Consider the following 22,382-nt stretch of genomic DNA (forward strand, 5'->3'; position numbering starts at 1 on the left):
ACGGTGGCCCTCCACCCGGGAGACCCCCGGGGACCGGCCCACCGAACCGTCGTACGAGGAGGAGAAGACATGGCGGAGCCCACGTCGCGTCGGAACGAACCGCGGCTACGCCCCGCGCCCCTGCTCTTCGAGCCGGCGGAAGCGGCCGGCGATCCCGAGCACTTCTTCGATCTGGAGTCGATCGACGATCCGCGGGCCCTGCTGTCGCGGGCGACGGAGTTGGCGCAGGCGTTCCGGGCGGCGGCGGACCGGGCCGTGGAGTTCCAGGCGATCGCGGCGGCACAGCTGGCGGACCCCCGGCGGTTCGACCGGCTGACCTCGGCGGACATCGCGGAGCGGGCGGAGTGGACCGAGGACTACGCCAGGAAGATGGTGGAGTACGGGCGGGAGCTGCTGCGGGGGCGGGACGTGAGCGGGCCGGAGTCCCTCTGAGCGGGGATCGCGGGGCGGGATGATCCGAGGACCGGGGACGGACGGGCCGCGCGGACGCGGCGGCGGGTGATCCAGCCCGGTCCGAGCGCGGCCGGGTGTGGTGCACCGGCGCTCGACGGGCGCCCGCCGCCACTCTCGCCGTCCGGCGGCCACTCCCGCAAGGCCGCGGCCACTCCCGCCGCCCGTGCGGCACACCCGCCCGCAGCTGGGAGAACGGGGCCGAAAACAGCGTCTGGCATATGCCGGGTGGGCAAGATACCCCACTTGCCCACCTCCCGTCCCAGTTTCCTGCAACTGCCCGGAGTCGGGCGCTCACGGGCGGTAGATCTGGATGCATGAGCGCTGGAGTGGGGACGGGCAGGTACCCGCAGGACGGGGACGACGTCGCGGGGGTCACGGCGGACGGGGCGGCTTGGCTGGCCTCGGCAGGAACGTATCCGCGCAGCACCCTTGCCCTGTGGGAGGAGCGGCCGTCCGCGCCGGTGGTGCTGCCGTGCGGGAGCGTCTTCGATGTCGTCAGCGTGCCGGCGATCTTCGGGCGGCGCATGCTCGACCGGCTGTGGGGCGAGGGCCCCGGCTCCGGACCGGTCGCCGTCCACCGCGGGCGCATGCTGCTGTTCGCCTCCCCCGGCACCGCCCAACGGCTCCCCACCCTGCTGGAGTGGGAGGAGTGGGGCTCCCCCGGCCGCACCGGAGCCGTACCGCCCCTCCTCTGTCACGGCACCGGCGACGCGGTCACCGTCCCGGCCGTGCTGCGCACCGCCTCCGAGGACGGCGGAACCGACACCGGCGAGGGCTGCGGCGGCGCCCCGGACGGACCCGGAACCAGTCGGCTCGGAACCCGCTGGCTCGTCGCCCCGGACACCCGCCGACCTTGGCTTCCGGGGCCCGAGGTGGTGCTCTGGGCGGCCGTCCGGGCGGCCCGCGCGAGCGCCTCCGCGACCGTGCGCGTATCGATTTTTCCTCCCGCCGATCAGGGTGCTAAGGTCTACGACGTCAGCAGGCGCCGCTAGCTCAGTTGGTTAGAGCAGCTGACTCTTAATCAGCGGGTCCGGGGTTCGAGTCCCTGGCGGCGCACGACACGAAAGAAGCCCCTCGCGGAAGCGGGGGGCTTCTTTCGTCACGTCGGCACCGACCACTCCCCGCGCTCCGGCACCCCCCACTCCCCTGCGCCCGCTCCCTACACCCCCGTCGTGATCCGCACCGTCCAGGCCCCCGTCGCCGTGCGCCCCTCCACCGTCACCCGCACGTCCTCCCCCGGCACCGTGAAGCTCTCGCCCACCGCCACCGGGGCGTCGGCCAGCGGCGGATAGACGGACTCCTCCCAGCACGCCTCGGTGCGCGGATGCGCGTCGAGCACCTCGATGGGGCCGCCGCCCGACTCGGTCCCGCCGCGGATGCGGTAGACGAGGACGCCCTGCGTGCAGACGGACCCGTCGTTGCCGACCGCCCCGCGCGCCTCGATCGCGAGCACGCTGTCCGGACCGGTGCGGACGACCGCCAGCTTCGTCCCCCGTCCCGCGCCGAAGGCTCGCGCCCCGGCACCGGCCACCACCCCGCCACCGGCCCCGCCGCCCGCCCGCCCGACGACCTGACCGTCCCCGGCCTCGCCCGTCCCGCCCCCTTCGGCCTCCCCCTCGTACGCCCCCCTCGGCCCCGCACCGACCGCCTCCAGCGTCAACCGGGTGCTCCCCGCTCCCCGTACGCACATCACCTGGCGCGGTTCCAGCCAGCCCAGCTTCCACTTGTGCCAGGCGAACAGGTCCGGGGCGAGGGCGAACTGGCTGCCCATGAGGTCCCAGTCGCCGACGTGGGTGTCCCAGTCGCCCTTGCCGTCCGCGGGGCGGTGGTAGAGGTCGGGGAGGTCGAAGACATGGCCTGTCTCGTGGGCGAGGACGAGACGGTCCGGGGGGTGCCGCTCGAACACGGTGACGACCCGGCGAAGGCCCGTCCCGTCGATGTCCAGCGGGGTTTCGAGGTTGACCACCTTCGTCGCGTCCGAGTCGACACCGGGCGCGTGCGGGTCGGCGACGAAGTACACGACGTCGTAGCGGGAGAAGTCGACGTGCGGGTCGGCCGTGGCGAGCGCGTCCCTGAGGTAGGCGGCCCGGTGCGTCGCGTTCCAGTCACGTCGTATGGCGTACGCCGTCGACGGCCTGGGCATCTCCAGCCACTCACGGCGCGGATGGGGGTGGAGCGCGAACTTGCCGTACGACGCGCGTTCGAAGAACTCACTGGTGGCCGGAAAGTGATCCGCGGTCAGCTCGGCCGGTGTGGTGAGAGGGGCCGCGTCCGGGAATGACAAGAATACGAGTACGGCGTCGAGGTCGCGGGTGGGGCGCGGATACGCGGAGTTCCAGGTGTCGAGACCCTCCGAGTGGTGCGCCTGGGTGCGTCGCAGCGTGCACGGCTCCGACAGCGGCACGGCGGAGGGGGCCGCGATCAGGGAGGTCGCGGCGAGCGCGGTGAGGGAGGTGAGCATGGCCGCTGTACTGCGCAGAGCGGGCGCCCGGTCGCCGAGGAGTTCCTTCCAGAGGAGCGGACGCTGCACGGAGACCTCCGGATGCGGATCTTGTGGATACCGCATCCAGATTTTCTGAATTAGTAGTACTTTGCCCTGTTTGTCTGCACCAGAAGGGTGAGGACGAGGCGAGAGGGAGCCGGATGACCCCTGATGGCCGACACCCCGGACACTCACGGAACGTCACAAGCGGTCGACGGAGCGGGGAAGCCGTTCAGCTCGGGGCAGAAACGATCTGTCAGATCTGGTCGTTGTTCAGGGAGACTGGAGAGTGGCTGGAAGGCCTTGGGGGCAGCCTCTATGATCGGCACACTTTCCTGCACGGACACGGCTTGAGCGCCCCTACGTACCGGTTCGGCCGCTCCGACGAGACACATGAGATCCGTACGAAAACGAGTGCACTGCGGGAGCGAACGGTGAGCGGAACGTCCCAAGGGCCGGCGCCCGCGCCAGACCTCGCCCGGCCGGCGATCACAGAGCGTCACGCCAATGCGTCAGCTCAGCCGACACGGTCGTCGGAGGAGAGTCCCACGACACCCGCCGCCTTCTCCGTCGCGCCGCTGGCCATGGCCGTCGTCGACCGCGACGGGCTGGTCGTCACCGCCAACGGGGCGATGGGGACCCTGCTCGGCACGGGCGCGGAACCGCTGGCCGGGCGGGTCGCCGCCGATCTGGTGGACCTCGCCTCGGACACCCGCACCTGGCACGCGTACCGCGAGGTGCTGCGCGGCAGGCAGGCCCGGCTGCGTTGTACGCGCCGGCTCAAACAGCCCGACGGCACCTGGCTGTGGGTCCAGGTGTCGGTGGCTCCGCTGCCTGAGGAGGAGCGGGCGGTGCTTCTCTCGGTCGCCGACATCAGCGCCACCCGTCAGCTTCAGGCCAGGCTCCGTCACCTGCAGATGCACGACCCGGTGACCCGGCTGCCCAACCGCACCCTCTTCTTCGAACAACTCTCCGCCGCCCTCGAACGGGAGGCCTACGACGAGGTCGGCACCGGGCGGATCGGCCTGGTCTATCTGGACCTGGACGGGTTCAAGGCGGTCAACGACACCCTCGGCCACCGTGTCGGCGACCGGCTCCTCGCGGCCGTCGGCGAGCGGCTCACCCGGTGCGCCGACGAGGCCGCCCTCCAGCGCAAGGCCGGTACGACCGCCGGGGCGCCGTTGGTGGCCAGACTCGGCGGTGACGAGTTCGCGCTGCTGGTGGAGGACTCCACCGGCACGGAGCAGCTCGCCGACCTGGCCGACTCGGTCCTCAAGGCGCTGCAGGCGCCCTTCGACCTGGCCGGTCAGCGGCTGTCGGTCTCCGCGTCGATCGGGGTCGTCGAGCGGCAGTCGACGAGCACGACGGCGACCGGGCTGATGCAGGCCGCCGACACGACGCTGTACTGGGCGAAGGCCGACGGCAAGGCCCGCTGGACGCTGTTCGACCCGGAGCGCAACGCCCACCGGATGACCCGTCAGGCCCTGTCGTCCACCCTGCGGGCGGCCGTCGGGCGGGGCGAGTTCGTCCTGGAGTACCAGCCGCTGGTGGGCATGGCGCAGGGCGAGGTGCGCGGGGTCGAGGCGCTGGTGCGCTGGCATCACCCGCAGTTCGGCCTGCTGACGCCGAATCGGTTCATCTCACTGGCCGAGGAGGACGGCTCGATCGTCCAGCTCGGGCGGTGGATTCTGGCCACCGCCTGCCGGCAGGCCCGCCGCTGGCAGATCGACCACCCCGACCGGGCGCCGATCTTCGTCAGCGTGAACGTGGCCGTCCGCCAGGTCTGGGACTCCGACCTGGTCGCCGACGTCGCCGAGATCCTCGCGGAGACCGGCCTCGCCCCGCATCTGCTGCAGCTGGAGCTGACCGAGTCCGCGCTCATGGGCTCCGCCGGCCGCCCCCTCCAGGCGCTCAGGGCCCTCAGCGACATGGGCGTACGCATCGCCATCGACGACTTCGGCACCGGGTACTCCAACCTCGCCTACCTGAGCCGGCTGCCGGTGTCGGTGCTGAAGCTGGACGGGGCGTTCGTCCGGGGGTTCCAGTACGAGGGCGCGCAGGAGGGCCCCGCCGCGGGGGACGACCAGGACTCCGGGCAGCCCAACCCCGCCGACGAGATCATCGTCGAGGCGCTCGTCCAGCTCGCCCACCGGCTCGGGCTGTCGGTCACGGCGGAGGGCGTGGAGACCGACGCGCAGGCCTCCCGGCTGCGCAGACTCGGCTGCGACACCGGGCAGGGGTGGCTGTACTCCCGCGCGGTGTCGCCGGAACGGATCGCGGAACTGCTGGGGGCCGCGGCCTGCCCTCAGGCCTGAGGGGCGCCCCCGGCTCCCGGCAGGTCGTAGGCGTCGGCGATCAGTTCGTACGAGCGCAGGCGCAGGTCGGGGCTGTGGGCGTGGGAGGTGAGCATCAGCTCGTCGGCGCCCGTGCGCTTGTGCAGGTCGTCGAGACGGGTGCGGACCTCGTCGACGGTGCCGTGGACGACGTCGGCGTTCCAGGAGTCGATGAAGTCCTGTTCGACCGCGCTGAACTCGTACGCCTCCGCCTCCTCGGGTGTCGGGACCAGACCGGGGCGGCCGGTGCGCAGACGGACCATGTTGAGGGCGGCGGCCCTGACCTGGCGGCGGGCCTCCTTCTCCTCGTCGGCGGCGAGGGCGGAGACGCCGATCAGCGCGTACGGGGCGTCGAGGACCGGCGAGGGGCGGAACGACTCGCGGTACAGGTCGAGCGCCGGGATCGTGTTCCGCGCGGAGAAGTGGTGGGCGAAGGCGAAGGGCAGGCCGAGGGAGCCGGCCAGCCGGGCGCTGAAGCCGGAGGAGCCGAGCAGCCAGATCGGGGGGCGGTGCGGGGACTGGACGCCGCCGGGCGAGGTGCTCTGGACGGGACCCGGGACCGCGTGGATACGGCGGTAGGGGTGGCCGTCGGGGAAGTCGTCGTCCAGGAAGCGGGTCAGCTCCGCGAGCTGCTCGGGGAAGTCGTCGGCGCCCTCGTGGAGGCGGGCGGAGCGGCGCAGGGCGGCCGCGGTGGCGCCGTCCGTGCCGGGGGCCCGGCCGAGGCCGAGGTCGACCCTGCCGGGGGCCATCGCCTCCAGCGTGCCGAACTGCTCCGCGATGACCAGGGGGGCGTGGTTGGGGAGCATCACGCCGCCCGAGCCCAGGCGGATGCGGGTGGTGTGGGCGGCGAGGTGGGCGAGGATCACGGCGGGCGAGGAGGAGGCCACGCCAGGCATGGAGTGGTGCTCGGCGACCCAGTAGCGGTGGAACCCGCGGGCTTCGGCCTGGCGGGCGAGGGTGACGCTGGTGCGGAGGGCGTCCGTGGCGGTGCGGCCGGCGCCCACGGTGACCAGGTCGAGGACGGAGAGGGGGACCGGGGCGCTGCCCTTGGCTTCGCCTCGTATCTCGGCTGTGGTCACGGTGGGGCCTCCTGGGGCGTGCGGGGGTTCGGTGCCGGGGTTCGTGCGGGGTGCGCGCGTACGGGGTGGGGTAACAGGAGGGTGACTCCGGTTATTCCCTCGCCCCCGCCGCCCCTACCCGTCCCATCCCCCAGGGGCCGCGCCCCTTCGACCTCCAGCCGCCCGTCCGGTGGGGCTTCTCGCGCAGTTCCCCGCGCCCCTGAACGGCCTGCGGCCCGTCCAGGGGCGCGGGTGGTCACACCTGCACGATCGGTTCCCTGGTGAACAGTTGGCCCAGTCGTGGTGCGTTGACCCTCCTGTCGGCCAGCCTCAGGGCCTCCCAGACCGTGACCTGGTTGGCGGTGAGGACCGGTTTGCCGAGTTCCTTCTCCAGGGTGGGGAGGTGGGAGGCGGTGTGCAGGGCCGTGTCCGGGAGGAGCAGGGCCTCCGCCTCCGGGTGGTCGGCCGCGCGGGCGAGGGCGAGGATCTCGTCGAGACCCCAGGTGCCCACCTCCGCCGCCGTGACGATCCCGGCGCCCCGCACGGAGAGGACCTCGACGCCGGCCGCCGCCAGGAAGTCGACGAAGAGGCGGGCCACATCGTCCGGGCAGGTCGCCGCCACGGCGACCCGCGTGGCGCCGACCTCCCGTGTCGCGTGGGCGAACGCGAAGGACGTGGAGGAGGCCGGGAGGCCCGCCGCGCGGGCGAGGGCGCGGATCTGCTCGTGGGCGCCTTCGTAGCCGTGGACGAAACTGCCGCTCGTGCAGGCCCAGACGACGGCCTCCGAGCCGGAGAGGCGCAGGGCCTCGCAGCCGGCGGCCAGGCGTTCGGGGGCGCCCATCTCACGCAGGGCGTCCACGCGGTGGGCGTCCTCGCCGATGTCGGTGTGCACCACGTCCACCCGGATGTCGCTGCCGAGCAGTTGCTCCATGCGCGGATAGTCGTCCTCGGCGGAGTGGCCCGGGTAGAGGAAACCGAGTGCGGTCATGCCCAACCTTCCTGTTCTTCCGGCAGTACCGGCGGTGGCGGAACAGGCCCCGCACCGAACGACTGCCTGGCCGACTCGTCGAGCAGAGCCTGGTACGGACCCGCCGGCCGGGTACCCAGATGACGCAGTGCCGCCCACATCGTCACCTGGTTGGCCGAGATCACCGGCATCCGCAGCTCCGCTTCGAGCTGGGGGATGACGTCGTACGTGGGCAGATTGGTGCAGGAGATGAAGAGGGCGTCCGGGGTCGTGGCGCGGACGGCCCGATGGGCCATGGCGACCACGTCGCGGTAGGGCACCTTCCAGATGTGCCGGACCAGGCCCAGCGAGGCGCGGCCGGTGACCAGGATGCCCGCCTCGGCCAGGTACTCCTCCAGGGACCGGGTGACCGAGACGGTGTAGGGGGTGACGAGGGCGACACGGCGCGCGTGCAGCTCGGCCAGCGCGGTGAGCAGCGCGCCCGAGGTGGTGACCGCGTGCGCGGCGCCCGCGCGGGTCATCGCCTCGCCCATCGCGCGCTCCCCCGCGACACCGCCGACGAAGCTGCCGCTGGTGCAGGCGTAGGCCACGATCTCGGGCGCGACCTCGTTCAGGGCGCGGACCGCCTCGTGGAGCGTCTCGTGCTCGGAGACCAGGCGGGCCAGGTGGAGGCTCACCTCGACCGGGACGTACGGGGTCCGGGTGAGGTGCAGGGAGACGTCGTCCGGGACCCACCGCCACAGTTCGCGGTCGAGGGCGAAGTCGAAGGGAGCGATGACACCGATGCCGCGCTGCGGCCGGGGCCCACCGAGGAAGGAGACGTTCATGACGGTCACCGGCCTCACGGAGAGAGATGTGCGGACGACAGAACGTGCGCAAGTCCGTGTTGACGAAGGTAGGTTCGGGTGCGAGCGTGGTCAATCAGTGCACGTCACACGCATCTTCGTGGTGGCGGTAGAGCCGCTTTTCGATCGTGAGGGGTTGCCTTCGCCCATGACCTCGTCGCAGCGCCCGCGCCTCCTCGTCCTCGACACCGAACCACGTCCCCGGCTCGGGCGGCTCACCGGGCGGGCCACCGTCGAGTACGCCGACGCCTCGACGCTGGCCGAGCGGCTGCCGTACGCCGATGTGCTGCTGGTGTGGGACTTCGCGTCCCTCGCGGTGCGGGACGCCTGGCCGCGCGGCGGGCCCCGGCCCCGCTGGGTGCACACGGCGAGCGCGGGCGTGGACCATCTGCTGGGCCCCGGGCTCGTCGCCGACGAGGAGACGGTGGTGACGAACGCGCGCGGGATCTTCGAGGCGCCGATCGCCGAGTACGTCGCCGCGCTCGTCCTCTCCATGGCCAAGGATCTGCCGCGCAGCTGGGAGCTGCAGGGGCGGCGGGAGTGGCGCCACCGGGAGGCCCTGCGGGTGTCCGGTGGCCGGGCCTGTGTGGTGGGGTCCGGGCCGATCGGGCGGGCGATCGCACGGTACCTCAAGGCGCTCGGCCTCCACACGGCCGTGGTGGGCCGGGCCGCGCGGGCGGGGGTGCACGGCCCGGGGGAGCTGGACCGGCTGCTGGCCCGCGCCGACTGGGTGATCGCGGCCGCGCCGCTGACGGAGGCGACGTACGGCATGTTCGACGCCCGGCGGTTCGGGGTCATGCAGCCGTCCGCGTGGTTCGTCAACGTGGGGCGTGGGCAGCTCGTGGTGGAGGACGCGCTCGTCGAGGCGCTGCGCAAGCGGTGGATCGCGGGGGCCGCGCTGGACGTCTTCGACCGGGAGCCGCTGGGACCGGACGATCCGCTGTGGGAGGTGCCGGGGCTGATCGTCTCTCCCCACATGAGCGGGGACACGGTGGGGTGGCGGGACGAACTCGGCGCCCAGTTCGTGGAGTTGTTCGAGCTGTGGGAGGCGGGCAAACCGCTGCCCAACGTGGTCGACAAGCAGCGCGGGTACGTGCCCGGGCACTGAACTCCCCTGGGAGGGGCCGGATGTCGGAGCTCACGGAACTGTCCGCCGTACGACTGGTCGAGGGGTACCGCAAGGGCGAGTTCGGTCCCGTGGAGGTGGCGCGGGCGGCGCTGGAGCGGGCCGAGCGGGTGCAGCCGGAGGTGAACGCCTTCGTGCGGATCGACACCGGGTCCGCCCTCGCGCAGGCGCGGGAGTCGGAGGAGCGCTGGCGGCGCGGGGAGCCGGCCGGGGCGGTGGACGGGGTGCCCGTCACGGTGAAGGACATCCTGCTCGTGCGGGGCGGGCCGACACTGCGGGGCTCCAGAACGGTCTCGGCGGAGGGGAGTTGGGACGAGGACGCGCCCTCCGTGGCCCGGCTGCGGGAACAGGGGGCGGTCTTCCTGGGCAAGACCACGACGCCCGAGTTCGGCTGGAAGGGCGTCACCGACTCACCCCTCAGTGGTGTGACGCGCAATCCGTACGACCTCTCGCGTACGGCGGGGGGCTCCAGCGGGGGTGCCGCCGCGGCCGTCGCGCTCGGGGCCGGGCCGCTGGCGCTGGGCACGGACGGGGGCGGCAGTGTGCGTATCCCGGCCGCGTTCTGCGGGGTGTTCGGGATGAAGCCGACGTACGGGCGGGTGCCGCTGTATCCCGCGAGCGCGTTCGGCACGCTGTCCCATGTGGGGCCGCTGACCCGGGACGCGGCCGACGCCGCGCTGATGCTGGACGTCATCTCCGGGCCGGACGCGCGGGACTGGTCCGGGCTCGGACCGCCCTCCGGTTCCTTCGTGGACGCGCTCGACGGTGGGGTGCGGGGGCTGCGGGTGGCGTACTCGGCGTCGCTGGGCGGGCAGGTCGCGGTGCAGCCCGGCGTCGCGGGCGCCGTGCGGCGGGCGGTGGAGGGGCTCGCCGGGCTCGGCGCGTACGTCAGCGAGGCCGATCCCGACTTCTCCGATCCCTTCGCGGCGTTCCACACGCTGTGGTTCAGCGGGGCGGCTCGGGTGACGCAGCGGCTCGGGGCGGGGCAGCGGGGTCTGCTGGATCCCGGGTTGCGGGAGGTGCGGGATCTCGGGGCGCGGCTGTCCGCGCTGGACTATCTGGCCGCGGTGGATGTGCGGATGGAGGTCGGGCGGCGGATGGGGGCGTTCCATGAGCGGTACGACGTTCTTGTCACGCCTTCCCTGCCGGTGACCGCGTTCGAGGCGGGGGTGGAGGTGCCGGGGGGTTTCGGGGGGCGGCGGTGGACTGCCTGGACGCCGTTCACGTATCCGTTCAATCTGACGCAGCAGCCTGCGGCGAGTGTGCCGGTGGGGGTGGACGGGGGTGGGTTGCCTGTGGGGGTGCAGGTGGTGGCGGCTCGGTATCGGGACGATCTGGTGTTGCGGGTGGCTCATGCGTTGTACGGGGCGGGGGTTGCGGGGGTGGGGGTGCCGGGGGCCGTCGGTTCTTCGGGGGGTTGATCCGCCCCCGCCTCCCTCCCCTACCCAGGGGCTGCGCCCCTTCGACCCCCCGGCTGCCGGCACGGTGGGGGCTGGTCTTTCAGGGGCGCGGGGAACTGCGCGAGAAGCCCCACCGGGCCGCAGCCGGATGTCAGGCTCGGCGGAAGGTCAGGGTTTCGCCCAAGGCCCCCGATCGCCATAGATCGTTGCAGGCCTGGGCCATCTCGCGCAGGCCCTCGGTCACCTGGCCCCAGACGATGCCGGGTACCCAGCCCACGTCCCCGTTCAGCAGCAGGTTGTTGCGTTCGTAGAAGAGGGCCAGGTCGACGAGGGTCGCGTCGGGGCGGACGTCGCGGTCGTAGCCGTAGGCGCCGGTGGCCAGTTCCGTGCCGGCGAAGGAGAAGTAGCAGAGGTCGCCCGGGATGGGCGTGACCGTGGGGTTCTCCAGGGGCGGCTCGCGGTCGGCGAAGGGCGGGAAGAGGGCGTAGATCTCGTTGCGGGCGTACTTGGCGTGGTAGACGTCGCCGGACAGGGGCAGCGCGTCCCACACCGCGGCGCAGGTGATCGGCGCGCGGTCGTCGAGCAGCAGGGCCGTGCAGCGGACCCCGCGCCGGTCGAGCGCGATCTCGATGTGCCGTTCCGCCGGTTCCGCCACCGCAGCCTCCTCGCGTCGACACACCCGCCCCGCGCCTGCCCGGTATCCCGGGCTTCAACCCGCGCGTGAAGGACCGGAAAAGACCTGGCATACCCCCTGCCGCGTCGGGTAGCCGCGCGGCCATGGCTCGATTGCACACACACGACAGGAAAAGCCGACATCCCAGCAGACCCGGCATCCCCCGCCGCACCCTGCTCACCGGCACCGCCGCCCTGGTCGGCACGGGCGCGGTGGTGGGCGCGAGCAGTGGATGCAGCCGGGTGGCCACCGCGGACACCGGCGACGGCGGGCAGCTCCTGCAGCAGCTGCGCGCGAAGGGCACCGTACGGCTCGGCATCGCCGGCGAGCAGCCGTACGGCTACATAGGCAAGGACGGTCAGGTCACCGGCTCCGCGCCGGCCATCGCGACCCGGATCTTCCGCAGACTGGGCGTCGATCACGTCGAACCGTTCCCCACCGAGTTCGGTTCGCTGATCTTCGGGCTCAACTCGCTGCAGTACGACGTGGTCGCCGCCGGCATGTACATCAACCCGGAGCGCTGTGAGCAGGTGCTCTTCGCGGACCCGGAGTACCAGATGAAGGACGCCTTCATCGTGCCCAAGGGAAACCCGAAGAAGCTGCGCACCTACGCCGACATCGCCCGCACCGGCGCCCGGATGGCGGCCGGCATCGGCTACGCGGAGATCGACTACGCCAAGGAGGCCGGGGTGAAGCACATCGACACCCTGCCGGACCAGCTGGCCGGTCTCCTCGCCGTCGAACAGGGGCGCGTCGACGTGTTCGCGGGCACCGCCGTCACCGTGCGGAACGTGGTCGAGCAGACCGGGAGCACGAAGGCGGAGGCGACCGACGAGGTCACCCCGCTCGTGGACGGCAAGCCGGTCATCGACGTCGGCGGCTTCGCGTTCCGCATGCCCGAACGCAATCTGCGGGACGCCTTCAACCGCGAGCTGCACAAGATGAAGCGGAGCGGGGAGCTGCTGGAGGTCATGCGGCCCTTCGGGTTCACGAAGGACCAGATGACCGACATCAGGGCAGAGGAGAAGTGCCGCTCATGAGCGCCTTGAACGACACGGCGCACATGAGCGCCGCCCACGAGGCGACCACCGCCGGGTCTGCCCATGAGGTCACCACCGCCGGGCTCCTCGACGACTTCGCCTTCGGCTCGGGTCTGTGGGAGCTGCTGCTGCGCGGTGTGTGGATCACCGTCCAGCTGACCGTGTACGGCGCGGCCCTCGGCGCCGCCGTCGCCTTCGCCGTGGGCCTCGCCCGGCAGCACCGGCTGTGGGCCGTGCGGTTCGTGGCGGGCGCGTACTTCGAGATCTTCCGCGGCACCTCCGCCCTGGTCCTGATGATCTGGGTGTTCTTCGTGGTGCCGCTGACCCTCGGCTGGCAGCTCGTCCCGATGTGGGCCGCCGTGCTCACCCTGGGCTGCACCTACGGCGCGTACGGCTCGGAGATCGTGCGGGGCGCGGTGGCCGCGGTGCCGGCGGCGCAGCGCGAGGCGGGGGTGGCGCTGAGCTTCACGCCCGCCCAGCGGATGCGCAAGATCGTGCTGCCGCAGGCCTGGCCGGAAATGGTGCCGCCCTTCTGCAACCTGCTCATCGAGCTGCTGAAGGGCACCGCCCTGGTGTCCGTGCTCGGCGTCGCCGACACGACCTTCGCCGCCCAGCTGGTGCGCAACGCCACCGGGCAGAGCGCCCCGGTCTACACGGTGATCCTCGTCATGTACTTCCTCCTCGCCTTCGCCATCACCCGGGTGATGCGGCAGGTCGAGCGACGGGCCAAGGCCGGCGTCGGCCGGGCCCCCGCCGAGGGCGTCCCCGGGCCGCGCGCGGCCGTCACCGGACGCCCGCAGGACCTGGCCGGAGCGGGCGCCGCAACCGGTGGTGCCGGAGCCGGTGCCGCAGCCGGTGGTGCCGGAGCGGCCTCGAAGACGTCGGCCCCCGGAGGTGCCTCATGACCTGGAACTGGTCCACACTGGGCGACTTCATGCCGGCCTTCCGCGACGGCGTACTGGTCACCCTGCAAGCCCTGCTGTGGGGTGCGCTGCTCGCCTTCTCCCTCGGCCTGGTCTGGGCCCTCGCCCAGCGCTCGTCGCTGAAGGCGGTGCGCTGGCCGGTCAAGGCGGTCACGGAGTTCATCCGCAACACCCCGCTGCTGGTGCAGCTGTTCTTCCTCTTCTACGTGCTGCCCGAGTGGGGCCTGACCCTGTCCGCGCTGGCCACCGGCGTGCTCGGTCTCGGGCTGCACTACTCGACGTACACCGCCGAGGTGTACCGCGCCGGTATCGACGGCGTGCCCGCCGGCCAGTGGGAGGCGGCGACCGCGCTCAGCCTGCCGCGCTCGCGCACCTGGACCGCGGTGATCCTGCCGCAGGCGCTGCGCCGGGTCGTGCCCGCCCTCGGCAACTACGTCATCGCGATGCTGAAGGACTCGCCGATGCTCATGACCATCGGTGTCCTGGAGATGCTCGGCGAGGCCCGCCAGTTCGGCTCCCGGACCTTCCAGATGAACGAGGCCATCGTGACCGTCGGCCTCGCCTTCATCGTCATCGCCTACCCCGCCTCCCTCCTCCTGCGAGCCCTGGAGCGTCGTCTTGTCCGCTGACACCCCGCTGATGAACGAACCCGATTCCTCCGACGCGCGCGTGGCGGACACGAAGGAACTGATCCGCTTCGAGAACGTGACCAAACGATTCGGCAGCAACACCGTCCTCGACCGGCTGGACTTCTCGGTCGACGCCGGCAAGCACGTCACGCTGATCGGCCCGTCCGGCTCCGGCAAGACGACGATCCTGCGGCTGCTGATGACCCTCGCCAAGCCCGACGAGGGGAGGATCACCGTCGGCGGGCAGCAGCTGTACCCGGCGAGCGACAAGCAGTGCCGCGAGGTCCGCAAGAACATCGGGATGGTGTTCCAGCAGTTCAACCTCTTCCCCAACATGAAGGTGCTGCGCAACATCACCGAGGCGCCCGTCACCGTCCTCGGGCTGTCCAAGGACGAGGCCGAGGCGCGCGCCCGCGAGCTGCTCGACCTGGTGGGACTCGCCGACAAGTGCGACTCCTACCCGAGCCAGCTCTCCGGTGGACAGCAGCAGCGCGTGGCCATCGCGCGGGCGCTGGCGATGCGTCCGCAGGTGCTGCTCCTCGACGAGGTGACCTCCGCGCTCGACCCCGAGCTGGTCGCGGGCGTCCTCGACCTGCTCAGGGACATCGCGCGCACCACTGACATCACGATGCTCTGCGTGACCCACGAGATGAACTTCGCCCGGGACATCTCGGATCAAGTTCTGATGTTCGATTCCGGCCAGGTGATCGAATCGGGCAGTCCCGAGAAGATCTTCGGCGATCCGTCACACGAACGTACGCGCGAATTCCTCGGCGCGGTCAACTGACTACACCGAGTGAACGGGTGAACGCGTGGGAACATGCGAGGTCCGCTCGCCGGGCCATGCCCTCGACATATGCCAGAGTGCTGGTCCGGCAGTTGGGAGGCTCGGGGGCGGGCGGAAATTCTCGTGAACAACCCCTCCGTGCACGGCTCTTGGGCCGTATCGTGGGAAGCGGCAAGCTGTCCGAAAAACGGCCCGAGAAGCGCAGGGGGAAACCGTGGCGCTCAAGCACGAGCCGACCGCGCCGTACCACTCGGCCCAGGACGCCCTGCGCGTCCTGGAGACGGTGGCGCGGCACGCAGGTGGCGTCACCGACGCCGAGATCGCCCGTCGCACCGGCGTCGACAGCGAGCGGCTGACCGCGCTCCTGCGGATGCTGCGGCGCGAGGGGTATGTGGAGCAGACCACCGACGGTGCCTACGTCAGCGGTGCCGCACTCGCCCGGCTGGACTCCACGGAGGGTCATGACCAGGCCCTGCGCGAGCAGCTCCAGCACACCCTCGACCGGCTGCGCGACTCGGTGGGCGCCGCCGTCTACGTCACCCGCTATCTGGACGGGGAGATCCAGGTCACCGGCTGGGCCGACAGCGCGGACACGCCCGCGGTCCACGAGTGGGTCGACTTCCGCTCCTCCGCCCACGCCACCGCCTTCGGCAAGGGCCTGCTGGGCCAGCTCGACCTCAACGGCCGGCGCGACCATCTCTCGCGCCACCGCCCGGCCCGGCTCACCGCCCGCACGATCACCAACGAGAAGGTGCTGCTGAGCAAGCTCGACGCGCAGACCCCCACGGTCCCGGTCCTCGACCTCCAGGAGTACGCGCCGGGCACGGTCTGCGCGGCCGTCCCCATCACCGCGGGCTCCGCAGTCGGCTGCCTCGCGCTGTCCCTCCCGCTGGAGCACGCGCACCGGCTGCGCGCGGCGGCGAACACGTTGAACCGGGGGGCGGCGCCGGTGCTGCTGTCGTTGGCGATCTAGCGGGGCCGGGCGACTCGTCGGCGATCCGCCGTCCACCGCCCGTCGCCCGTCGCCCGTCGCCCGCCCCCCGTCGGAGATCCAGCTCACGTTTAAGTGGTCGAAGGCACCCCCGCGGACCAGGTAGTATTTTCTCTGTCGCCAGCCGCGAAAGCACGAAGGCGACAGAGTCTGCGCCGCTAGCTCAGTTGGTTAGAGCAGCTGACTCTTAATCAGCGGGTCCGGGGTTCGAGTCCCTGGCGGCGCACAGCAAGAAGGCCCCTCGCTCCGGCGAGGGGCCTTCTGCGTGTCTCCTCCTGCGCGGTTCTCCTCCTCCGCGCGTCACGTCACCCCCGCAGGTACGCCAGGACCGCCAGCACCCGACGGTGTGTGTCCTCGGCCGGTGGGAGGTCCAGCTTTCCCAGGATGTTGCCGATGTGCTTGCCGACCGCCGCCTCGGTGACGACGAGTTCGCGGGCGATCGCCCCGTTCGACCTCCCCTCGGCGACCAGCGCGAGCACCTCCCGCTCGCGCGGGGTGAGCGCCGCCAGCGGATCACGCCGGCGCCGCAGCAGCTGCCGTACGACCTCGGGGTCGACGACCGTCCCCCCGGCCGCGACCCGCTCCACCGCCTCCGCGAACTGCTCGACCTGGCCGATACGGTCCTTGAGGAGATAGCCGACGCCGGTGCCGTCTCCGGTGTCCAGCAGCTCGGCGGCGTAGGCCCGTTGGACGTACTGGCTGAGGACGAGGACGGGCAGGGCGGGGTTCGCGGCACGTAGTGCGAGGGCGGCGCGCAGACCCTCGTCGGAGAGGCCGGGCGGCATCCGTACGTCGGTGACGACGAGGTCGGGAACGTATGACCGTACGGCCGTGACCAGCATCTCCGCGTCCCCGACCGCCGCGACGACCTCGTGCCCGAACCGGGTCAGGACACCCACGAGTCCTTCCCGCAGCAGCACGCTGTCCTCGGCGAGCACGATCTTCAGCGCTGCGGGCACGGGATCTCCAGGGACAGGACGGTCGGGCCGCCGGCCGGGCTGCGGACGGACAGTGTCCCATCGAGCACGGCGAGCCGGTCGGCGAGTCCGGTGAGGCCGGTCCCCCGTGCGGGGTCGGCACCGCCCGTCCCGTCGTCCTCCACCTCCACCCGCAGCAGCCCGCCCGCGTACCGTCCGACGATCCGGGCCCGACGGGCCCCGCTGTGCTTGCCGATGTTGGCGAGGGCCTCCCGGACCGCGAAGTACGCGGCGGACTCGACGGATTCGGCGAACCGGGGGAGGTCGACGTCCAGTTGCACGGGTACGGCGGACCGGTCGGCGGCGTCGGCGAGGGCCTCCGGGAGGCCGTAGTCGGCGAGGACCTGGGGGTGGATGCCGTGGATCAACTCGCGTAGTTCGCCGAGGACCTGTTCGGCCTCCTGGTGGGCGGCGGCCAACCGGCCGGCCAGGTCCGGCGGGGCGTCGAGCCGGGCCAGGCCCAGGGTCATGCTCAGGGACACGAGCCGCTGCTGCGCCCCGTCGTGCAGATCGCGCTCGATCCTGCGCCGCTCGGCGTCGAAGGCCGCCACCAGCCGCGCCCGCGACCGCGTCACCTCGGCCAGCCGCCGTTCCGCCTCGGCCTCGCTGGGGCCGAGCAGCAGCCGGGCGAGCGCGGCGCGGGCCCGCGCGTACCGGACGAGGGGCCACAGCAAGGCAAGGAGGAGGACGACGCCGGCGAGCGTGCACAGCAGGGCCTGGCCGTAGGAGTCGATCAGCCAGAGCTTGGCGATCCGCGCGTCCGCGCTGTCACTGCCGCTGGTCGCCAGCTGCGCGGGCGCCGCGATCATCGCGCCGGGCAGGCCCAGCGCCCCCGCCACCACGATCGCGTCCAGCGGCCACAGCACGAGGCCGAGGAGCCCGGTGTACGCCAGCTCGCGCCAGGTCGCCCGCTCGGCCAGCCGCAGCCGGGCCCACGCGGCGAGTCCGGGTTCGGCCGGGGTGGCGTGCGGGTCGGGCGGCGACGGGGTGCGCGTCAGGGCCAGCCGCCGCCGTTCGAGCGCGCCGACGGGGATACCCGACAGGACGGCCACCGCGAGCAGCGGCAGCCCGACGAGGACCGGCGCCAGGGCGAGTCCCAGGGCACCCAGAACCAGGAGCACCAGCAGCAGCGGGGCACCCACCAGCACGCCGCTGAGCAGGTACGCCACCGCGCGCGGCACATCCCGTACGACCGTTCGGATCATGGTCGTCACGGTAGGCGGGGGCGGCCGGGGGTGGCCATGGGGGTGGGGGGTGTTCGGGGGGTGGGGCTGGGCATACCTGCCCGCCGCCCCGCCCGCCACCACCCCTCTACCGCACCAGCAACCCCTCCCGCCCCCGAGCCCGGTACTCCGTCACCAGCCGTGCCAGATCCACCGCCGAGAACTTCCGGTACGCCCACTTCCCCGGTGGACGCCACCAGACCGGATCCGGGCAGCGGAAGCCCTCCCGGCGGAGGGTGGCGCGCTGGATCTTGTTGGTGGCGGTGACGGGCATGGACGCGACGACGCGTACGAAGCGAGGGGTCATCTTGGTCCCCAGGTCGGGCTGGGAGACGAGGAACTCGGCGAAGCCGTCGGGGTCGAAGTCGCCCGCGATCGTCGCCATGACCTGGTCTCCGGCGACCGGGTCGGGGACGGCGTAGACGGCGACGGCCTCGGCGCCCTCGTAGCGGGCGAGGATGTTCTCGATGACGGCGGCGGCGAGGTTCTCGCTGTCGACGCGGAGGCGGTCGTCGGTGCGGCCGGCGAAGTAGAGGAAGCCGTCCGGGTCGCGGTAGAAGAGGTCGCCGGTCCAGTACCAGCCGTCGTGGCGGCGGGCGGCGTCGGCCTCCGGGTTGCGCCAGTAGCCCTCGAAGGGGTTGGGGCCGCGGTTGACCAACTCCCCTATCGCCGCACTGCCGTTGAGCAGGCGGCCGTCGTCGGCGAGGAGGGCGGGCGGGCACTCCTCGCGGGTCTGCGGGTCGACCACCGCGAGGTCGTCGCCGGGTGCCGCCCGACCGATCGCCCCCGGCGGCGCCCCGGGCGTCCGCTGGATCGCCGCCCCGCCCTCGGACGACCCGTACCCCTCCACGAGCCGGACCCCGAACCGCTTCTCGAACGCCGCCGCGTCCACGGCCCCCGCCTCCGTGCCGAAACCCATGCGCAGGGGGTGGTCGCGGTCGTCGGGGCGGGGTTCGGTGGCGAGGACGTACTGCACGGCGCGTCCGACGTAGGTGAAGTACGTGGCCCCGTACGCCCGTACGTCGTCCAGGAACCGGGAGGCGGAGAACCGGCGCCGCAACGCGATCCCGGCGCCGGCGACCAGGGCGGGGGCCCAGTCGGCGATGACCGCGTTGCCGTGGAACAGCGGCATGCAGATGTAGTGCACGTCGTCCCGCCGGACCCCGAAGCGGTCCACCAGTGCCCGGCCGGCCGCCGCGAGCCGGCCCTGGGAGCAGAGGGCGGCCTTGGGGGCGCCGGTGGAGCCGGAGGTGAAGTAGAGGAGAAGCCGGTCGGCGGGGGTGGCACGGGTCGGGTCGGGTGTGGCGTCGGCGTACGGGGCGAGCAGGTCGGCGTACGCCTGGGTGTCCGTCACCAGCACGCGCACGCCGATGAGGTCGAGGTTCTCCAGCAGGGGCAGGTGGGCCCGTTCCGTGATGAGGAGCCGGCATTCGGTGTGCAGGATGTCGCGGGCCAGCTCGGGGCCCCGGCGGGTGGGGTTGATACCGGCGACGGCGGCGCCCGCGAGGGCCGCCGCGCTCAGCCAGAGGGGGAATTCGGGGGTGTTGTCGAGGAGGACGCCGAGGTGCGGTTCGGCGTCGGGTGGCAGGAGGTCGGCGAGCAGGGCCGCGCGGGCGGCGGCTCCGGCGGCGACCTCGTGGTGGGTCAGGATCTGTTCCTCGAACCACAGCCCGGGCCGGTGGTCGTCCCACCGGTCGGCGACGAGCTGTGCGACCGTGCGCCTCGTGGACTCCATGTCCGCGCACGGTAGTTGACGGACCGTCAGTTGAGGAGGGTCACGGCGTCGGGAACGAGGAGTCCGTGGAGTACTGGTGGTAGGTGACCATGAAGAACACGCAGAACGCGAAGGCCACCCCGAGGAACGCCAGGATGCCGAGGCCGGCCGCGGCCTGCTTGACCCGCTCGCCGGGGGCGTGGGCCGTGGCGATCACGTTCGGGCCGTCGGTGTAGTACACGGTCACGAAGTCGCCTTCGACCGTCGCCATCGGCCCGTCCTCCTCCTCGAAGCGGATGGCGCGACCGTCCCGGGTCGTGAACTCGTACACGTGGTGGATCGTCGTGTGTACGCTGCTGTGCCCGCCCGCGTTCCGGCTGACCGTGGTGAACGTCCTCAGGCAGCGCGCCTCGGCCGTCAGCCCGCTGTTCCAGGCCCTTCTGATGCGCAGCCAGCGACTCAGTACCCGGAACGCCATGAAGCCGATGAAGGTCATCATGACCACGGGAATGAGGTAGAAGAAGGCGTCCATGGTGTTCCCCCCGGATTCGGCGGCCGCCCTGGTAGGCGGCGTGTGGGGAACGTACCCGGGTGGGGGCCCCGCGCAGCTCAAGTGAGGCTCAGAACTCGCGGGGCCGGCGGTGCCGAGGCTCAGAAGGTGACGTCCGAGCAGGCGTAGAACGCGTTGGTGGTGTCCGCGATCGTCCAGACCGCGAGGATGACGTGGTGGCCGCTCAGCCCGGACGGCAGACGGCCGGTGTGGGAGAGCGTGGACGGGGGGCGCTGCCCGTTGTAGGGGACGGTGAAGAACGGGGTCAGGTTGAGGTCGGAGCGGGTCAGGGCGTGATTCTGGTTCCAGCCCGCCCTGGTGACGTAGTACTTGAAGTCCGTGGTGGCGTGCATGGCGGTGAACTGCCAGCGGAACGTGTAGTTCTGACCGCCCGTCACCCTGGTGGTGGGCCAGGCGCCGCCGCCCGGCCTGGTGGACGCGTCGAGCTGGTTGAACCTGCTGTTGCCACCGGAGCACAGCCGGCCGTCAGCCGGCCCTGAGCCCGGGAAGCCCTTCGGTCCCTCGACGCTCTGCGGTTCCCACTGGATGTCGCCGCAGTTCGTCACGGAGCCGTTCTGGCAGAGCTTCTGCCGGCTGACGGGGAGGTCGGTGTAGCCGTGGCCGGTGGCGCCACCACTGGAGAGCACGAACGCTCCGGTGGTGGCCAGGCCGACCGCGGCCGCGTACCACTTGGTCCTGTTACGCGCGTGATGGCGCATGCTGCCGCTCCCTGGAGTACGTGGGGAAGTTTCCAGGTCTAGACCAAGTCCCAGATTATGGGCGACCGTTGGCCGTGTCCATATCAAAAGCACGGCCATGTCGATTCAGCGGTGCGGGGCGGCTTCGGCGGTTCGGGCAGACTCCGGCAGTTCAGGGCGACACCTCGCGACGCCCTGTGTAGAACGCCACCGTCAGGTCCTTCACCAGCGCCTTGCGCTCGTAGTCGTCCAGTTCGACCAGGCCGCGCAGGGTCAGCCGGGTCACCGTGTCCTCGACCGAGTCGACGACGGAGGTGAGGACGGTGTCGCGGTGCTGGGCGTCGAGCGCGGCGATCCGGCGGCGCTGCATCACGGCGGCCACCTCGGGCGCGTACTCGATGCGGGTCGGCTGGACCGAGAAGACCTCCACCCCGGCCGGCGCCGCGTCCGCCGCCACCAGCCGCGTCAGCGCCTCGCCCACCGCCTCCGTGTTCCGCAGCGTCGCGTCCCGGACCAGCGCGCCCGGCGGTACGTCCGCGGGCAGTTGCGCCAGCACCCGGGAGACCGCCGCCTCCACGCACTCCCGCAGATACCGCTCGTGGTCCTCGACCCCGAGCACCGCCCGCGCGGTGTCCCTGACCCGCCACGCCACCAGGACGACGACGCGCATCGCGACCCCGTTCGCGTCGACGGCCGCCATCGGCTCGCTGCGCCAGTGCCGCAGCCGTACGTCGACCCGGCGGCGCAGCACCAGGGGGTTCACCCAGAGCAGGCCGGTGCGGCGGACCGTCCCCCGGTAGCGCCCGAAGAGACCGAGCACCCAGGCCCCTCCGGTCCGCCCCCGCGCCAGCCCGCCGAACCCGAACATCGTCAGGGCCCCGGCCCCGGCGTACGCGGCCCACTGCGCCGGCCCGAGTCCGGCACCCGCGTACGCCGTCGGCAGTCCGAGCCCCCGCGCCGCGAGCTCCGGCAGCACCCCGGCCCACCAGGAGGTGAGGACGCATCCGGCCATCCCACAGGCCCCGCCCAGCACGCCCAGCACTCCGGGCACCACCCGCGCCGGCCGTTCGACCAGCTCGGGGTCGACCTCGACGGCGGGCCGCGGCTTGGCGGACGCGGGCCCCTGCCGCACCCGCGGCTGCTCGCCGGTACCCCGCCGCCGGCCCACGACGGCGGGCGTGACCGGGACTACGACCGGGACGGGGTCGTCCCGGAAGAGCAGGTGTACGGGGATCTCGGTGGTGGTCTCGTTCTGGATGAGCCGTGCGGGCCGCGCGGGCCGCGCGGGCCCCTCGGGCTCCGGTGTGAGTGGGGTGGTCGTACTCATACGTGCCTCCATGCCTCCGCGCAGGAAGAACCGTGCTGAGAGCTTTCGGTGGAGAGGGGGAGAAGAGCGTGGGAGAGGGCGAGGGGTGGGCCGAGGGCGAGGGGTGGGCCGAGGGTGGGAGAGGGCGAGGGGTAGGTCCGCGTTCTGGAGGGCGTGGGTCCGGAGGGAGCGGGTCTGGAGGGAGCG

21 protein-coding genes and 2 tRNA genes are annotated in these 22,382 nt (G+C 72.3%); 12 read left to right on the forward strand and 11 right to left on the reverse strand.

The features are described 5' to 3' along the window. The first annotated feature begins 69 nt into the window (after positions 1–69). The 3 genes from H4687_RS18215 to H4687_RS18225 all read left to right on the forward strand — a co-directional run bounded on the left by H4687_RS18215 (position 70) and on the right by H4687_RS18225 (position 1,509). On the forward strand, positions 70–432 hold the full coding sequence (locus H4687_RS18215; protein ID WP_020115524.1) for a hypothetical protein: 363 nt from the start codon (positions 70–72) through the stop codon (positions 430–432). Positions 433–767: 335 nt separating this feature from the next. After that, entirely contained in the window at positions 768–1,445 is a 678-nt protein-coding gene (locus tag H4687_RS18220; protein ID WP_097250103.1) for a bifunctional DNA primase/polymerase, read from the forward strand. Next, positions 1,436–1,509: transfer RNA gene (locus tag H4687_RS18225), tRNA-Lys, on the forward strand. Before H4687_RS18220 ends, H4687_RS18225 begins: the two co-directional genes overlap by 10 nt. 103 nt (positions 1,510–1,612) lie before the next feature. Here H4687_RS18225 and H4687_RS18230 read toward each other — a convergent pair. Further along, a complete protein-coding gene (locus H4687_RS18230; RefSeq protein WP_050399235.1) occupies positions 1,613–3,019 on the reverse strand; it encodes a M6 family metalloprotease domain-containing protein in 1,407 nt (468 codons plus the stop codon). Positions 3,020–3,369: 350 nt separating this feature from the next. Here H4687_RS18230 and H4687_RS18235 point away from each other — a divergent pair, with 350 nt between their 5' ends. After that, on the forward strand, positions 3,370–5,250 hold the full coding sequence (locus tag H4687_RS18235; protein WP_078907445.1) for a putative bifunctional diguanylate cyclase/phosphodiesterase: 1,881 nt from the start codon (positions 3,370–3,372) through the stop codon (positions 5,248–5,250). Here the strand turns inward: H4687_RS18235 and H4687_RS18240 are convergent. From H4687_RS18240 to H4687_RS18250, 3 genes are all read right to left on the reverse strand, one after another. Continuing rightward, positions 5,241–6,347 (reverse strand): LLM class flavin-dependent oxidoreductase, encoded by a 1,107-nt coding sequence (locus H4687_RS18240; protein ID WP_046917484.1) that lies wholly within the window; start codon positions 6,345–6,347, stop codon positions 5,241–5,243. The two genes, H4687_RS18235 and H4687_RS18240, sit on opposite strands and share 10 nt — an antisense overlap. Before the next feature lie 235 nt (positions 6,348–6,582). Beyond that, positions 6,583–7,314, reverse strand: coding sequence for a maleate cis-trans isomerase family protein (locus H4687_RS18245; protein ID WP_046920024.1), 732 nt, complete (start codon positions 7,312–7,314; stop codon positions 6,583–6,585). After that, complete coding sequence (locus tag H4687_RS18250) at positions 7,311–8,120, reverse strand: maleate cis-trans isomerase family protein (protein ID WP_192781817.1); 810 nt, start codon at positions 8,118–8,120, stop codon at positions 7,311–7,313. Before H4687_RS18250 ends, H4687_RS18245 begins: the two co-directional genes overlap by 4 nt. Before the next feature lie 166 nt (positions 8,121–8,286). Between H4687_RS18250 and H4687_RS18255 the strand changes: the two genes are divergently transcribed. Further along, a complete protein-coding gene (locus tag H4687_RS18255) occupies positions 8,287–9,246 on the forward strand; it encodes a D-2-hydroxyacid dehydrogenase (RefSeq protein ID WP_046920026.1) in 960 nt (319 codons plus the stop codon). A gap of 20 nt (positions 9,247–9,266) precedes the next feature. Continuing rightward, positions 9,267–10,685 carry an amidase gene (locus H4687_RS18260; RefSeq protein ID WP_192781688.1) on the forward strand — a complete coding sequence of 473 codons (1,419 nt, stop codon included), beginning with the start codon at positions 9,267–9,269 and terminating at the stop codon, positions 10,683–10,685. Between the two features lie 130 nt (positions 10,686–10,815). Here H4687_RS18260 and H4687_RS18265 read toward each other — a convergent pair whose 3' ends face one another. After that, a complete protein-coding gene (locus H4687_RS18265) occupies positions 10,816–11,319 on the reverse strand; it encodes a DUF3830 family protein (RefSeq protein ID WP_046919103.1) in 504 nt (167 codons plus the stop codon). 122 nt (positions 11,320–11,441) lie between these two features. Between H4687_RS18265 and ehuB the strand changes: the two genes are divergently transcribed. From ehuB to H4687_RS18295, 6 genes are all read left to right on the forward strand, one after another. Next, positions 11,442–12,377 carry an ectoine/hydroxyectoine ABC transporter substrate-binding protein EhuB gene (gene ehuB, locus H4687_RS18270; RefSeq protein ID WP_046919102.1) on the forward strand — a complete coding sequence of 312 codons (936 nt, stop codon included), beginning with the start codon at positions 11,442–11,444 and terminating at the stop codon, positions 12,375–12,377. Beyond that, on the forward strand, positions 12,374–13,282 hold the full coding sequence (gene ehuC / locus H4687_RS18275; protein ID WP_046919101.1) for an ectoine/hydroxyectoine ABC transporter permease subunit EhuC: 909 nt from the start codon (positions 12,374–12,376) through the stop codon (positions 13,280–13,282). The genes ehuB and ehuC overlap by 4 nt, the downstream gene beginning before the upstream one ends. Then, entirely contained in the window at positions 13,279–13,929 is a 651-nt protein-coding gene (gene ehuD / locus H4687_RS18280; RefSeq protein WP_046919100.1) for an ectoine/hydroxyectoine ABC transporter permease subunit EhuD, read from the forward strand. Before ehuC ends, ehuD begins: the two co-directional genes overlap by 4 nt. A 10-nt stretch (positions 13,930–13,939) precedes the next feature. Then, positions 13,940–14,716 carry an ectoine/hydroxyectoine ABC transporter ATP-binding protein EhuA gene (gene ehuA / locus H4687_RS18285; protein ID WP_046919104.1) on the forward strand — a complete coding sequence of 259 codons (777 nt, stop codon included), beginning with the start codon at positions 13,940–13,942 and terminating at the stop codon, positions 14,714–14,716. Positions 14,717–14,930: 214 nt separating this feature from the next. After that, on the forward strand, positions 14,931–15,689 hold the full coding sequence (locus tag H4687_RS18290; protein WP_046919099.1) for an IclR family transcriptional regulator: 759 nt from the start codon (positions 14,931–14,933) through the stop codon (positions 15,687–15,689). Positions 15,690–15,859: 170 nt separating this feature from the next. Next, positions 15,860–15,933: transfer RNA gene (locus tag H4687_RS18295), tRNA-Lys, on the forward strand. A 79-nt stretch (positions 15,934–16,012) separates the two neighbouring features. On the opposite strand, the gene H4687_RS18300 is transcribed toward H4687_RS18295, so the two are convergent. The 6 genes from H4687_RS18300 to H4687_RS18325 all read right to left on the reverse strand — a co-directional run bounded on the left by H4687_RS18300 (position 16,013) and on the right by H4687_RS18325 (position 22,196). Further along, complete coding sequence (locus tag H4687_RS18300) at positions 16,013–16,666, reverse strand: response regulator transcription factor (protein WP_046919098.1); 654 nt, start codon at positions 16,664–16,666, stop codon at positions 16,013–16,015. Next, positions 16,651–17,889: a sensor histidine kinase gene (locus tag H4687_RS18305; protein WP_050399236.1), complete on the reverse strand. Its 1,239-nt coding sequence runs from the start codon at positions 17,887–17,889 to the stop codon at positions 16,651–16,653. Before H4687_RS18305 ends, H4687_RS18300 begins: the two co-directional genes overlap by 16 nt. A gap of 106 nt (positions 17,890–17,995) precedes the next feature. Continuing rightward, positions 17,996–19,642: a long-chain-fatty-acid--CoA ligase gene (locus H4687_RS18310; RefSeq protein WP_050399237.1), complete on the reverse strand. Its 1,647-nt coding sequence runs from the start codon at positions 19,640–19,642 to the stop codon at positions 17,996–17,998. Positions 19,643–19,682: 40 nt separating this feature from the next. After that, positions 19,683–20,153, reverse strand: a complete 471-nt coding sequence (locus H4687_RS18315; protein WP_046920220.1) for a DUF3592 domain-containing protein — start codon at positions 20,151–20,153, stop codon at positions 19,683–19,685. Positions 20,154–20,272: 119 nt separating this feature from the next. Continuing rightward, entirely contained in the window at positions 20,273–20,890 is a 618-nt protein-coding gene (locus H4687_RS18320; protein ID WP_046920221.1) for a lytic polysaccharide monooxygenase auxiliary activity family 9 protein, read from the reverse strand. 151 nt (positions 20,891–21,041) lie between these two features. Then, positions 21,042–22,196, reverse strand: coding sequence for an SPFH domain-containing protein (locus tag H4687_RS18325; RefSeq protein ID WP_046920222.1), 1,155 nt, complete (start codon positions 22,194–22,196; stop codon positions 21,042–21,044). Positions 22,197–22,382 lie beyond the last annotated feature (186 nt).

The sequence above is a fragment of the Streptomyces stelliscabiei genome (genome assembly GCF_014873495.1).
Lineage (GTDB): Bacteria > Actinomycetota > Actinomycetes > Streptomycetales > Streptomycetaceae > Streptomyces > Streptomyces bottropensis.

Excerpts from the sequence above, each read along its gene's own strand:
- H4687_RS18260 (WP_192781688.1), top strand. The coding sequence starts at position 9,267 with ATGTCGGAGCTCACGGAACTGTCCGCCGTACGACTGGTCGAGGGGTAC.
- H4687_RS18220 (WP_097250103.1), top strand. The coding sequence starts at position 768 with ATGAGCGCTGGAGTGGGGACGGGCAGGTACCCGCAGGACGGGGACGAC.
- ehuA (WP_046919104.1), top strand. The coding sequence starts at position 13,940 with ATGAACGAACCCGATTCCTCCGACGCGCGCGTGGCGGACACGAAGGAA.
- H4687_RS18250 (WP_192781817.1), bottom strand. The coding sequence starts at position 8,120 with ATGAACGTCTCCTTCCTCGGTGGGCCCCGGCCGCAGCGCGGCATCGGT.
- H4687_RS18245 (WP_046920024.1), bottom strand. The coding sequence starts at position 7,314 with ATGACCGCACTCGGTTTCCTCTACCCGGGCCACTCCGCCGAGGACGAC.
- ehuC (WP_046919101.1), top strand. The coding sequence starts at position 12,374 with ATGAGCGCCTTGAACGACACGGCGCACATGAGCGCCGCCCACGAGGCG.
- H4687_RS18255 (WP_046920026.1), top strand. The coding sequence starts at position 8,287 with ATGACCTCGTCGCAGCGCCCGCGCCTCCTCGTCCTCGACACCGAACCA.
- H4687_RS18215 (WP_020115524.1), top strand. The coding sequence starts at position 70 with ATGGCGGAGCCCACGTCGCGTCGGAACGAACCGCGGCTACGCCCCGCG.
- H4687_RS18305 (WP_050399236.1), bottom strand. The coding sequence starts at position 17,889 with ATGATCCGAACGGTCGTACGGGATGTGCCGCGCGCGGTGGCGTACCTG.
- H4687_RS18320 (WP_046920221.1), bottom strand. The coding sequence starts at position 20,890 with ATGCGCCATCACGCGCGTAACAGGACCAAGTGGTACGCGGCCGCGGTC.
- H4687_RS18325 (WP_046920222.1), bottom strand. The coding sequence starts at position 22,196 with ATGAGTACGACCACCCCACTCACACCGGAGCCCGAGGGGCCCGCGCGG.
- H4687_RS18310 (WP_050399237.1), bottom strand. The coding sequence starts at position 19,642 with ATGGAGTCCACGAGGCGCACGGTCGCACAGCTCGTCGCCGACCGGTGG.
- ehuD (WP_046919100.1), top strand. The coding sequence starts at position 13,279 with ATGACCTGGAACTGGTCCACACTGGGCGACTTCATGCCGGCCTTCCGC.
- H4687_RS18230 (WP_050399235.1), bottom strand. The coding sequence starts at position 3,019 with ATGCGGTATCCACAAGATCCGCATCCGGAGGTCTCCGTGCAGCGTCCG.
- ehuB (WP_046919102.1), top strand. The coding sequence starts at position 11,442 with ATGGCTCGATTGCACACACACGACAGGAAAAGCCGACATCCCAGCAGA.
- H4687_RS18315 (WP_046920220.1), bottom strand. The coding sequence starts at position 20,153 with ATGGACGCCTTCTTCTACCTCATTCCCGTGGTCATGATGACCTTCATC.